General features: G+C 37.3%; 9 protein-coding genes and 1 pseudogene. 6 read left to right on the top strand and 4 right to left on the bottom strand.

All coding sequences use genetic code 11. The features are described from left to right. Nucleotides 1-28 precede the first annotated feature (28 nt). Both ACIQ7N_RS15630 and ACIQ7N_RS15625 read right to left on the bottom strand, forming a co-directional pair. Entirely contained in the window at nt 29-1,417 is a 1,389-nt protein-coding gene (locus ACIQ7N_RS15630) for a sensor histidine kinase (protein ID WP_402933652.1), read from the bottom strand. After that, on the bottom strand, nt 1,414-2,136 hold the full coding sequence (locus ACIQ7N_RS15625; RefSeq protein WP_402933650.1) for a response regulator transcription factor: 723 nt from the start codon (nt 2,134-2,136) through the stop codon (nt 1,414-1,416). The genes ACIQ7N_RS15630 and ACIQ7N_RS15625 overlap by 4 nt, the downstream gene beginning before the upstream one ends. 427 nt (nt 2,137-2,563) lie before the next feature. On the opposite strand from ACIQ7N_RS15625, the gene ACIQ7N_RS15620 reads away from it, so the two are divergent. From ACIQ7N_RS15620 to ACIQ7N_RS15600, 5 genes and pseudogenes are all read left to right on the top strand, one after another. Then, nucleotides 2,564-2,887, top strand: a complete 324-nt coding sequence (locus ACIQ7N_RS15620) for a helix-turn-helix domain-containing protein (RefSeq protein WP_274067715.1) — start codon at nt 2,564-2,566, stop codon at nt 2,885-2,887. 205 nt (nt 2,888-3,092) lie between these two features. Continuing rightward, nucleotides 3,093-3,621, top strand: a pseudogene (locus tag ACIQ7N_RS15615) (PH domain-containing protein). Between the two features lie 82 nt (nt 3,622-3,703). After that, the gene (locus tag ACIQ7N_RS15610) at nt 3,704-5,062 is read left to right on the top strand and encodes an acetamidase/formamidase family protein (RefSeq protein WP_402933647.1); all 1,359 of its coding nucleotides are present in this window, start codon (nt 3,704-3,706) and stop codon (nt 5,060-5,062) included. A 232-nt stretch (nt 5,063-5,294) separates the two neighbouring features. After that, on the top strand, nt 5,295-5,849 hold the full coding sequence (locus ACIQ7N_RS15605) for an HPP family protein (RefSeq protein WP_402933645.1): 555 nt from the start codon (nt 5,295-5,297) through the stop codon (nt 5,847-5,849). 768 nt (nt 5,850-6,617) lie between these two features. Continuing rightward, the gene (locus tag ACIQ7N_RS15600; protein WP_402933642.1) at nt 6,618-8,093 is read left to right on the top strand and encodes a hypothetical protein; all 1,476 of its coding nucleotides are present in this window, start codon (nt 6,618-6,620) and stop codon (nt 8,091-8,093) included. 299 nt (nt 8,094-8,392) lie between these two features. On the opposite strand, the gene ACIQ7N_RS15595 is transcribed toward ACIQ7N_RS15600, so the two are convergent. Then, on the bottom strand, nt 8,393-9,577 hold the full coding sequence (locus tag ACIQ7N_RS15595) for a CaiB/BaiF CoA transferase family protein (RefSeq protein WP_402933640.1): 1,185 nt from the start codon (nt 9,575-9,577) through the stop codon (nt 8,393-8,395). A 395-nt stretch (nt 9,578-9,972) separates the two neighbouring features. Then, complete coding sequence (locus tag ACIQ7N_RS15590; RefSeq protein WP_402933638.1) at nt 9,973-10,884, bottom strand: CAP domain-containing protein; 912 nt, start codon at nt 10,882-10,884, stop codon at nt 9,973-9,975. A gap of 390 nt (nt 10,885-11,274) precedes the next feature. Here ACIQ7N_RS15590 and ACIQ7N_RS15585 point away from each other — a divergent pair, with 390 nt between their 5' ends. Beyond that, nucleotides 11,275-12,843, top strand: coding sequence for a sensor domain-containing diguanylate cyclase (locus ACIQ7N_RS15585; protein ID WP_402933636.1), 1,569 nt, complete (start codon nt 11,275-11,277; stop codon nt 12,841-12,843). Nucleotides 12,844-13,007: the final 164 nt, after the last annotated feature.

The following is a 13,007-nucleotide window of genomic DNA, read 5'->3' as shown; positions in this document are numbered from 1 at the left end:
GAAGAAGGAGTAGTCCCTAGTTTTAGGGCTACTCCTTTTTTTCTACTTGAAATTGAATGCTAACAGTTGTACCTTGTTGTTCTTCAGAGGTAATTATTACAGTTCCTCCGTGCGCTTCAATAATATCTCTAGCAATAGCAGTACCTAACCCAGTACCATGTGTCTGCTCAGTATTTGTCCCTCGATAATAGCGTTCAAAAATATGTTCAAGATCTTCGGCGGAAATGCCGTTACCGTTATCGGAAATCGTAATTGAATGATCTTCAACAAGAATAGTAACTGATACATCAGAAGGATTATGAAGCAATGCATTGTGTAAAAAATTCATTATCGCTCGTCGCATAAAGTGCTCGTCAATGTGATGCTTGATGACATCGTTCGTTGCATTAAACTCAATACTGGCTTCCTCATATTGAGGGGTATTGAGTGTATCTATAACGATTTCACGAATAAATTGCACCATATTTACTTCGGTTAAGCTGAGCGGAAGCTGCTGATGTCTTAAGCGCATAGTTAAATTTAAATCATCGAGTAAATCTTGCATATGCAATGATTGTTTTTCGATAATGTGAGCGTAGTCTCTTTGTTCATCAGCAGTCAATTTTCCATCATTCAGTAGCTCCGCATAACCACGAATCGAAGCAAGAGGTGTTTTCATATCGTGTGACACATTGCTGATCCATTCCTCACGCATCATTTCTAATCTTTTACGTTCCTGCTCGTGTGCGGCAAGCTCTTTTGATACTTCATTTAAATTCTCGAAAACAGGTTTGTACACACCACCTGGCATTTTACTAGAAACATGCTCATGATTTTTTAAATGACGAATACGTTCAATCATTGCGTGTAGGGGCTTGGTCAACGTTCGACCGAAAAGCCAGCCAACGAGCGTAGCTACTAATAAATCAGCAAGGACAATGAGCAAACCAAACTTACCAATAAACTGTAATACGGAAGAACCAGAAAAATGAGTGACATATCTAGTAACGCCACTTCCTTCGATGCCGATAAGATAACTGATACTTTCTTTACTTCCCACATATACGGTTGTATCTACGTCGAATTCTTTATATTTATAAACTTGAATTAAATCAATCGGCGCATAGTGTGCAGGAGCTTTCTTTGGAGCAAAATGGGCTTCAATGACTTGTCCATTATTATCAAGTAATTGAATCCAAGCATTTCGCTGATGCAATTGTTGAAGTCCATCCTTGCTTACCGCTACCGTTCCATTACTTATATCAATATACTGTTGGAACTCGCGCACGAAGTTTTCCTCTGAATACGTAGTTGTTTTATCGTATTTATTTACCTGTTGGAAAATGAAACCAATTAAAATGGCTGTATTCAGGAAAATAACAATAATAACAATAGACAGTACAGACAGCAGAAATCTAGCTGTTAATTTCCATTTCATACTTGCTCCTCTTTTGGAACGACAAATTTATAGCCAAGCCCTTTTACAGTTGTAATATACATAGGTTTTGATGCATCATTTTCAACCTTTTCACGCAGACGTCGGATATGCACCATTACGGTATTGTCTGAGCCGAAAAAGTCCTCTCCCCACACACGCTCAAATAGAGTTTCTTTACTTAAAATTCGATTAGGATTGTTCATAAAGCAAGTCATCAAGCCGATCTCTTTCGCTGTTAGCTCCAATAAAACACCGTCCTTATGTACCTCCGTTTCATCTCCATTAAGCAAGAATGGACCAATTTGAATCGAGTTCGCTGAAGTTACAGGCACTGCTTCCTGCGTTTTATAACCAGCTCTGCGAAGCTGTGCCTTCACACGATAGGCGACCTCTTTAGGACTAAAAGGTTTCGTAATATAGTCGTCCCCTCCAATAGCAAGTCCTAAAATTTTATCAATCTCCTCGTTTTTGGCTGACATGAAAAGCACCGGCACATGCGACACTTCTCGAATACGTCGACATAAATCGTAGCCCTCACCATCAGGAAGCATCACGTCAAGAAGTACAATATTGGGTTGAGTCTGTTGAAAGCTCGTCCAAGCTTCTTGAATGGAGCCAGCTGTATGAATTTGCTTATAACCTTCTTTTTGCAGGCTGACTTTTAGAAGGTTTGCTAAATCTGCCTCATCATCCACTACTAGAATTGTTGGTTCTTGCATTGTTCACACGTCCTTTCTTCTTTATATTGTCAATCGTCATTAGAATTTTAAGAATAGCAGAATAAGTAAGTGATAGCACGATAAGCAATCCCTTATTATTTTGCAATAAAAGTTACCGATTGAAAATTTCTCGTTATGTGACTCATTATAAATGAAACTTGCTTAAAAAAGGAATTGAGACATTATTCATTATTTGAATTAAGAAATATCAAGACCAATTAGTTACCTATAAATGGGGAAATAATGATTTACATACTCAGCTGAAAAGTTTATTTTTAAACACGTACAGGTTTCTAGAACTTTGTAGAAAAGCCTTTAAAATCAACGATGCAACTTTAGGTTGCGGAAAAAGTAACCAATGAGTTCTCGATTAATGTTGGGATTTTTAGTAAAGTTAAGGTATCAAAAATGATAGGCGGAATGATCTATGAATTTATCTCAGAATTTAAAAAATAAAAGAGAAGAGCACAGTTTTTCACAAGAAGACATTGCTCAAAAATTAAATGTTTCTAGACAATCTGTTTCAAAATGGGAAAACGGTAATTGTTATCCGGATTTAGATAATCTCATTTCATTAAGTGAGCTATATAATATTTCGCTAGATGAATTGGTTAAAGGTAACAAAGATTTCCGAAAAGAGATTATCATTCAAAATACAGATAATAAACTTCCGATAACACAATGGTGGGCGTTGATACCGATTATTGGAATGCTTTACGGATTGATTTCAATGATTTTAAAACATTTTTAGGCAATATTCATATAAAAACAACTTTACATTAGAATACGTTCTAGCTCCTGCGTGTCATTGATCGCAGGAGCTTTTTCATAACTTTTTAAAACCATCCCAGAAAAGGTCAGTACTAGTAAGAGTACTAAGGCTTTTTGACACGTTTACAGATGTAAAAGCGTAATAAGAGTGTCAATCATTAAGGTGGAAACAATGTTTTAAAAAAATAGCAGCAGACGCGCTCGGACTTTCAGATTTCGGGTAGTTATCACTCGAGAGGGCTATGATGACGGACGCAGATGATTATTGCTTTACAAATCGTGCGATTATCCATGTAAACGGTGAGTGCGCGGTGAGCAAAAAGCGTTTACTGCGTCGTTACGACTACCTAATGCACAATATTAGTAATGTATTCCTCGAAACAGCAGGAACTATTGACCTTAATGTCGAAATTAAATTTACAATCGACAATAAACCATTATCAATTGATATTCATAAACGTTTTATCGATGACATTAAAGATTTATATGAAGTGTTGCATGCCATTAGCTATGAGCAAAAGCAAAATGCATACAAGCTAGAGGTAGCAGAAAAGAGTTTTTTCATCCATTGGTCGTGTCGGCAATGACAATGTCTCACCATCTGCATCATTTGAGGAGATTACATATTTTGCGAATAATTGGATGATTGATCATAAAGAAAAATACAAGAAAGGTGATTTCTCACACATATTTGATTTATACATGAACAATTAAAAATATAGCTCTCTACGTTTTGTGGAGAGCATTTTTAACTTAAGTATATACATAAAATTAGAACTAGGAGCGTGACGAAAAAATGACAAGCGAATTGCAAATGCTAGAAAAAGAAGGAATACAAAGTGAAGATCTTGTACAGCAGCCGCAAGCTGTCGAAACGTTATTCGTAAATGAGTTCATAGATGGTATTTTAGATCCACAACAAAATATGCTTGGACCTGTCAAAGACGGTGGAACAATTATTGCTAATACGACACCAGGCTGTTGGGGCCCGATGCTAACACCAACGATCCGCGGTGGGCATGAAGTAACGAAGCCTGTATTTGTAGAAGGGGCAGAGGTAGGAGACGCCATTGTTATCAAGATTAAATCAATACAGGTAACATCAGTAGCAACGGCATCTGGGCATGATGAGGCGATTTTAGACCGATTCATTGGGGATCCATTCGTATCAGTAAAGTGTCCCGGCTGTGGTAAGCTACATCCTAATACAGTTGTCAAAGGAATAGGTCGACAGGCCATTCGCTGTTCGACATGTGATACAGAAACATCACCTTTTAACATGACGCATGGCTATACTATGGCGTTAGATCATAAAGGCAATATTGGTGTGACTGTTGGGCGAGAAGGTGCTCGTCGTATTGCACTTGATGCTAAAAATTATATGCGTACACCTGAAAATTCTGTGCAAAATCCTGCGGTTGCATTAGCACCAAGTGATTTGATTGGTGTTATGGCAAGAATGCGACCTTTTTTAGGGCAGCTTGGAACGACACCTTCAAAGGCGATGCCCGATTCCCATAATGCTGGTGACTTTGGCTCTTTTTTAATTGGTGCGCCACATGAATATGCATTTACGCAGACTGAATTAGATACACATCGTACAGATGGACATATGGATATAAGCCGTGTTCGTGAGGGAGCAACAATTATTTGTCCAGTAAAGGTTCCGGGCGGTGGTGTGTATATTGGTGATATGCACGCAATGCAAGGGGACGGAGAAATTGCAGGACATACAACGGATGTTGCTGGTATTGTTCAACTTCAGGTAAGTGTGTTGAAAAAAGTAGCTTTGGATGGCCCCGTGCTATTGCCAAATACAGAGGATTTACCTTATACGGCTAAACCTTTTACAAAGGAAGAAAAACGTCGTGCACGTGAGCTTGCTGAGGAATTCGGCGTTAAACAAGTGGAGGACGTATTCCCTGTATCAATTATTGGCTCTGGAACAACATTAAATGAAGCAACAACTAATGCTATAAGTCGTGCTGCAAGGCTTTTTGAGATGAGCGAGCCAGAGGTTATGAATCGAGCGACAATTACAGGATCGATTGAAATTGGTCGTCATCCAGGAGTTGTAACAGCAACTTTCCAAGTACCTAAAACAGTACTGAAAAAAGCAAAAATTTATAAACCAGTGAAAAAACAATATGATTAAATGCATACCTAAAAGCCTAAAAAGAAAGCAAACTAGAAAATTTCATAGTTTGCTTTTTCTTTCTAATAGATTATAATGCTAAAAAATATGGTGAAAGACATACTTTAAATGATTTACAAAATATTACACTTGTAAATTGGACTCTATTAAGTAGTTGTTTAATAGAACAAGCTTAGAATATACAAAAAATGATACGGTTCTATAGAATTATGAATAGAAAGAAAGGTGACTCATGGCAGATTCCGTACGTTTACAGGACAAGGAAGAAAAATCAAATCCTATTAAAACATACATATTCAAGATGAAAGGTGGGGGACATGCTCCTTCACGAACAAATTTTGCCGATGCAATAACAGGTGCAATCGGTGGATTAATATGTATTTCCGCCTTGCTTTGGTTGACGAACTATACAGGTACCCCATGGTTAATGGGGTCACTTGGTGGGAGCTGTGTACTTGTATTTGTCGTTTGGAATGCGCCGTTGTCACAACCTCGAAATATTATAGGAGGTCATTTAATTTCAGCCTTTGTCGGCTTGACCATGTATTCGTTGTTAGGGACGAGCATAGTCTCAATTAGCCTTGGCGTAAGTTTAACTATTTTTTTTATGACCTTATTAGGAAGCATTCATCCGCCAGCAGGAGCGAATCCAATTATTATTATTTTAGGAGGCTATGGTTGGAGCTATCTAGTAATGCCCGTTCTTATTGGTGCTCTCATTATCGTATTTTTTTGTCTTGTGATAAATAATCTGCGAGAAACGCGGAAGTATCCTTTATTTTGGTGAGGAAAAAATTTAAGCAAGTGGCGGAAATATGTCTTGTTCTTCGCAAAGCTAAACATTGTATCTGCCGCTGCGCTTTCGATGCAGAAAAACATCCCTCAAAAAATTTGACGTAAAGAGATTTTTGCATCTGTCGCTGTGCTTTCGATGCAGAAAAAAATCCGTCAAAATAGACGGATTAGAAAAACTTTTGCCCCTGCCGCTGCGCTTTCGGGGCAGAAAAACACCCCTCAAAAAATTTGACGTAAAGAGCTTTTTGCATCTGTCGCTGCGCTTTCGATGCAGAAAAAAATCCGTCAAATTGACGGATTTTTTTTGTAACTATTTTGTTGGTCGCTCGTCTACTGCTGTGAGAGTGCTTTTTCTCGTTTGTATTGGTGAATGATGCATAGCTTTTTAAGTTGTGCGTACTATGGCGTTAGCTTTGAGCTGGCGTAGGCAATGAGCTATTTGTGACAATACGAATGGGCTACCAACTTATGAGTGATTGTCCAATGGGCTCATTTGCCGCTCATCTTTTAAACAGCAAATCCTTTCCCCATCTATAAGGTATTTGACCTTTAGATGGCTTTTTTTATGCGTTGTAGTTAAAGTTGTCGATATTACACGAATACTTTTGCTGTCATTTCTTTTATCCATATCACGATTTCTTTAGCATATGTTGGATAAGATTTGTTATATTGAAGAAAGAGTGATTAAACTTTTAGGCAAGTATTTTACATGATAGGGGAAGATCTTTGTTGGTTGAATTTGATGGGGGGCTCCATTTGCATGTTGTTGGATTGTGATGAGCAGTTATTCATGACCTATAAACAAAGTGGTGAAAAGGGTGCTGAAAAGTTACTTTCAAAATGGGTAGAAGCAGAGATTGATTCACCAGCAGACCCGAAAATTCTAGGTACTGCACTTTCACCTAGTTTATTTTTAGTGAATGAGGAAACAGCGATGAATATTGCGTTTTCAACTGCACGAAAATATTGGGGTCGTGTAACGGCAGATATGAAAACTTTTTTTAATAACCATGGTTTAGATACTAAATTTGTTAATGAACGTCTCAATGCCTTTTTTTATACGCAAAAAGGCAAGGAGACCTTTTTTGAGCAGCTTTTTGCACAGCATACAATGGACTTAGAGCGATTAATTTGGCTAATTTTCGGGAAGCGAATGCAAATTACAATGCCAGTTAACGAACTACAAACTATATTTTTATATAAATTTGACAATGAATATTTTGTGCATATGATTTATAAAGAAGAAGCCCAATTTTGGCATTGGCTTTTCATAAAAAAAGTTTATTCACTATTTATCCACAAACCATTAGAACAATTCACATTTATCCATGAAATGATGGGTCATGTTGAGCAATCCACAAGAAAAACTTGTGTACATGTGGATAACTTTGTGAATAATTATAGAGAAACTCTTGATAAGTGTATAACTTATGTGGATAACCGAAATTCTACATGCTTGGCTAAAAAACAGTTACATCTTTACCAAATTGTAACGCATTATCGTTTATCGAAAGGGGATTATCGTTGTGTTAAAGCGCTAATTACTTCCTTTGAAGCGGATTGGCGTTATTCGATGTATGCACTGACAGAGAAAGAAAAAGTTCTGATTGCATATCTACTGTTTCATATAGCACATCATGAGCAGAATTCTGAAACTGTTATTCACTACGGAGAGTATTTATTAGAAGATGAACGACTTAATAATTACGCGATAGAGATTTTGTTGGAATATAAGGACTTATTGCCGAATCGTAAGCCAACACCTCCGGCCATTATTAAAAATTATGAACTTAATTTTTTAGAAAACTTGTATGCCATATTGCTTGATCATTATGTGAAAATGGGGCGTTATCAAGAGGGGCTCCTGCTTTTAAAGGAACATGTACTAGCATCCAATAAAAAAATACATGCCTCTTTAGTACAGGGTAACTATAGTAATGAGCAATTTATTGCGATTGAGGCATCAGTTCAACAGGATATTGCTCTCCATGTGAATAATTCATTACAGCATATTGGCTTGTCTGTGGAAGAATGGCGTCGATATTATCGTCAGCTAGAAACACCTTGCTATTTGGTAGCACTGAGCGCATCCTTGCATATGCTCAATATTTTAAAAGTTTTATTTGTGACGGAACAGTATGAGCTGTTTGAAAAATTAATGGAAATTTATAAAAAATATTTACTTATTGATGACCATTTTGAAAAGCTACGAGTCTTTATTAGCGCATATGTTTAACTTATTTCGGCGGGTGTACAAACATCCATACCTGTCTAAGCTATCGGCACAAAAGACATCCGCTGTAATAATAGAGGAACTTCGTCCAAGAACGGACGTCCTGTGGCAATTTATCTGTGCGAAAGCGAAGCGACAGCAACACGGTTTTTTCTGTGCGAAAGCGAAGCGACAGCAACAATATACGACTGAGTTATTAACATCTTGCCGAGGCATAATTGATTAGAAATACAAAAAAGTGTCTATGTGTTTTTTGCAACAGTAGACACCTTTTTTTTATTTCGTGTAGTTGGCTAACGATATTATTCTAAAACTCCTTTGTCCTTTAAGTCAGCAATTTGCTCGACACTATAGCCAAGTGAAGACAACACTTCTTCATTATGCTCTCCAAGCTTGGCACCGACATGCTTGTACTGAGGCTTATAACCGTCAAACTTAAAAGCAGATGCAATTTGTTTTTGCGTAGTACCATCGCTTTTTGGAATATCAACAATCATATCACGAGCCTTAAGCTGAGGATGCTCGCATGCTTCTGGAAAAGTTAATACTGGTTCGACACATCCCTCGAAATCCTCGTTAAATACTTCAAGCCAATCTTCATAAGTCTTCGATAAAAACGCATCATGGACAGCTTCTTTAAAACGAATTTGTGTGTAGTATGAATCATTAAACGTATTATCAATGAGCTCAGGAATATCAAGCGCTTCACAGAGTAATCTGCGGAATTGAGGTTCAAGACTTCCTACCGAGAAAAATCGGCCATCCTTTGTTTTGTAAAAGTCATAGTAGCTACCACCATTTAAAATTTCTTGCTCAGGCTGAGGTATACGACCGCCGCCAATATAGGCAGATCCATACATAGCATTGAGTGAAAATACAGCATCGGTCATACTTATATCAATATATTGCCCTTTACCTGTTTTTTCACGATGTAAAGCAGCTGCGAGTACTCCGATTGCTGAATGCATCGTGCCCCCAGCCAAATCAGCAAGCTGAATACCCATTGAGACAGGCTTTTTATCTTTATGACGTGAATAATCAAGTATGCCCGCTAATGATAAATAGTTATTGTCATGTCCTGGCCGATTGCTATATGGTCCAGTTTGTCCATAGCCTGTAATAGCGCAATAAATAACCTTAGGGTTTACTTCTTTTAGAGCCTCATAGCCGATGCCAAGTCGTTGCATGACACCGGGTCGAAATCCTTCGATAATGATGTCGTACTCTTTCACGAGTGACTTAACAATTTCTATAGCTTCAGGTGATTTTAAATTTAATGTTAATGACTTTTTAGAACGATTCAAATGTTGATGAATATACGCCTCATGATCATCGTCGTAAGGAGGCATAATACGTGTTAAATCTACGCGTTTTGATGATTCAACGTGAATAACCTCAGCGCCAAGATCAGCAAATATCATCGTTGCCATTGGTCCCGGTAGTAATGCAGAAAAATCGAGAATTTTTAACCCCTTTAAAATACCCAAATCTCCCAACCCCTTTTTGTGTAGGCTACACTGTATTCAAGAATGCATTGTAGCGCTTTTCTCATAATCCCCATTTTGTGAAAAGCATGCATCACCACTGTATTAATACAGTGCGGTGATAAATTATCAGTATTATAACAAAAGAATTGATGGCTTGACTATGTTAAATTTTATTATAAAATATCTAGTGGAAAAATCATATGTCAGAATAACAATAAAAGTGAAAAAATTCAGAATGTATGTTATCTCTATAATAAATCCAAACCAATCACTTATAAAATCATATGTTTTAATAAATTTTACACGGCGATAAGGTTAAAAAATCTCTATGCAATAGATTTCTGCATAGAGATTTTTGTGTATATTGGTCATCCGCCATCAACGTAACTATTAAATTACTTAGAATAAAAGTTAATTGTATAATAGGGCGCACCGTTATCTTTGAAGCAGACACCAACAAAAATATGTGTAAATTCTTTTCTTAAAATATTTATACGATGTCCTTTTGAATTCATCAGTGCTTCATGGGCGAATATACTATTGGGCTGACCTTGTGCTATATTTTCGCCATACCAATAGTGATTAACTCTACCAGCATTGAGGCGATCATTGGAATGATTACCATTATGATCTTCATGACTAAAGAATTGGTGTGTGATCATATTGCTACTATGCTGCCGAGCGATAGGATTGCATCTTTTGTCATAAATGAGTGGTTGCAAACCTTCTCTAACCCGCTCATGGTTAATAAGTTCAACCATTAAATCTTCAAGGCCTATTCGTAGTTCATCGGAAGGCTTACCATAATAACCACGTTTACTAAATTCGGTTTTGGCATTAATCCAAATAATAGAACGAACAATATTGTTTTTGTGTAAATCATAGTAAAAAGTAACATAGTGACCATCGATTAAATAGGTCCCGTGTGAAGTATTACCGTCACAATCATTGTAATCGAGCAAATAGCTTGTGCTTTGATAGTGAATAGCTCTAAGTGGAAGACCGTATATTCTAGTCACATCTATTCGATTAGCACCAATAGGAATACCAAATACGCTATGCCCAGCGCGTGTTTCATAGCCTCCGACCACTTTGGAATTATGCCTTCCTACGAGGAAATATTGGGAGTAGTCCATCTCTACTTGATGCCATTTCATTTTATACTCACTTTGAAAGCTGGATAGTGACAAGGTATTTTGTGTATTTGTTATTTTTGTACGAGCTGACTTATTCGAATTGAGAGCAGTATTCGTCCATAAAGCCATACTAAAACCAACCATAATTGGAGCTACTTTACGTAACAACATATTTAAACCCTCTTCTAATAATAAATTTATAATGAAAATCTATCAAAATAATAAAAGTCCTATAGATATAAAATACTATATTTTTGTCACGTTAACGATGCTAAAATCCTGGAACTTTGTCTACTATATGGCTAATCATCAAAGTGTTAGAGTGATTTCCGTTCCGGCTGAGCGCTTTATCGCTGCCGCTGCGCTTTCGCACAGAGCAAAGCTTCCTAAGGGGGTTCGATGAGCCGCTTCACTCGTGTGCCCCTTATATACAAGGTCAATTTTCATCTCGAATTTTTATAATAAGCTTTTGTAAAAAAGGGACTTCAAAAGTAATAAGGAATTTTTTGTGCTTAAATAGAATAATAGAAGAAATTATAAACTAGGGGTAAATAATAGAAAATGAAATCAAAACAAATAAAGTTAAAGTATTTAATCATGGGTGTTGCCATGGCAGCTTTTTTCTTAACAGGCATTGGTAGCGTTTGGAGCGGTTACCGTATGAATGTTGCTTCGATTAAAGAAAATTCGCTTGAAACGAATCGAGTATATGCACAGAAATTAGCAACAACCGCAAGTTCCTATCTTGAAGAATCTTTCCAAATTTTAAAGTATAGCGTGAGTGCGATAAAGACGAAAATGCATGATAGCAATGCATTAATTCAGGAAACCGAGCGTTTGAAAGAGCAAAATAACATGTTTAACTCTGTTCTTATTACAAATGCAAAAGGTCATGTATTATCTATTTCACCACCATCTGAGGAGGTACAAGGTAAAGTATTAACTTCAGTTGGAGCGAAAGAGGCTTTATCTAAAAGGGAACCTCTTGTCTCAAAGCCTTATAAGGGGATTACAGGGCGTCTCCTTATTTTTATCTCGTATCCTATATTTTCAGAGACAAATGAATATTTAGGAATGGTAGCTGGGACAATTTATTTAAAGGAACGAAATGTTTTTAATGAATTACTCGGGGAGCATTATTATCATGATGGTTCATATGTGTACGTAGTTGATTCAGATGGGCGCGTTATCTATCATCAGGACTCAAGTCGGGTCAATGATATCGCTATTGATAATGAAGTTGTTCAAGCAGTGGTTTCTAGGAAAAGTGGGGCTCAGCAAGTAACAAATACTAGAGGAGTAGAAATGCTTGCTGGTTATAGCACCGTACCTTTAACAGGCTGGGGAGTAGTTGCTCAAAGACCGTTAAAGGTAGCATTGGCTCCTTCGTTTGATAGAGTACAGGATGTAGCTATAAAATCCATTCCGCTAATGCTAATTTCGCTTTTTATAGTCCTTTGGATGGCAGCACGTATAGCTAATCCGTTACAGCAATTGGCTACTTTAACAGAGGAGAGCATGGAATCGAAAAATGTAGAAGGCTTGAAATCTGTACGTAGTTGGTACTTTGAAGCGCACTTTTTAAAAAGTGCACTCATTCGGAGTTTAACTTTTTTACAGGGACAGGTGTCCTATTTTAAAGATCAATCTACAACAGATCCGTTAACAGGTGTAACTAATCGTCGCACAATGGATGCGATGCTAGCTGAGTGGCTTGAGAACGATTTGCCACATGCCCTTATTTTGCTAGATCTAGATCATTTTAAAAGTGTTAATGATACGTATGGTCATGCCGTAGGTGATAAAGTTTTACAATTTTTGGCTCTTAATATGAAAGCGGTCGCTCGTGAAGGAGATGTTTGCTGTCGCTATGGTGGTGAGGAATTTGTGATGTTATTGCCAACTACTACTGCTAAGGAAGCCGCACAGGTTGCTGAACAACTTCGCGATATGTTGGCACATACTACGAGTCCTTGTGGTCGCCCAGTTACATTATCGGCGGGTGTTGCAGTGTATCCACATATGGCTGACACGACAGAAAAGTTGATTGAAGCAGCAGATGATGCGCTGTATCTTGCAAAACAAGCTGGACGAAATCGAGTCATGGTAGCAGATCTAAAAAATAAATAAAAAAAGTTTTAAAATAAGCATACATTTCTAATTTTTGGGGTACATGATTAATGGAACGATTATTTGGGCAAGCTACTTTTAAGTCATTTCCCATATGACTTATATATCCTGTTCAAATGATACGTAAACTCGGGACACATCTCTCGATCGACTTGACAAGATGT

Source organism: Lysinibacillus sp. NPDC095746 (assembly GCF_044763535.1).
Taxonomy (GTDB): domain Bacteria; phylum Bacillota; class Bacilli; order Bacillales_A; family Planococcaceae; genus Lysinibacillus.
The sequence above is the reverse complement of the archived record's forward strand: the minus strand, read 5'-3'. Positions and strand labels throughout refer to the sequence as shown.

Bases quoted from the DNA above. Each gene is read 5' to 3' on its own strand.
- ACIQ7N_RS15605 (WP_402933645.1), top strand. From the start codon at position 5,295: ATGGCAGATTCCGTACGTTTACAGGACAAGGAAGAAAAATCAAATCCT.
- ACIQ7N_RS15585 (WP_402933636.1), top strand. From the start codon at position 11,275: ATGAAATCAAAACAAATAAAGTTAAAGTATTTAATCATGGGTGTTGCC.
- ACIQ7N_RS15590 (WP_402933638.1), bottom strand. From the start codon at position 10,884: ATGTTGTTACGTAAAGTAGCTCCAATTATGGTTGGTTTTAGTATGGCT.
- ACIQ7N_RS15610 (WP_402933647.1), top strand. From the start codon at position 3,704: ATGACAAGCGAATTGCAAATGCTAGAAAAAGAAGGAATACAAAGTGAA.
- ACIQ7N_RS15625 (WP_402933650.1), bottom strand. From the start codon at position 2,136: ATGCAAGAACCAACAATTCTAGTAGTGGATGATGAGGCAGATTTAGCA.
- ACIQ7N_RS15620 (WP_274067715.1), top strand. From the start codon at position 2,564: ATGAATTTATCTCAGAATTTAAAAAATAAAAGAGAAGAGCACAGTTTT.
- ACIQ7N_RS15600 (WP_402933642.1), top strand. From the start codon at position 6,618: ATGTTGTTGGATTGTGATGAGCAGTTATTCATGACCTATAAACAAAGT.
- ACIQ7N_RS15630 (WP_402933652.1), bottom strand. From the start codon at position 1,417: ATGAAATGGAAATTAACAGCTAGATTTCTGCTGTCTGTACTGTCTATT.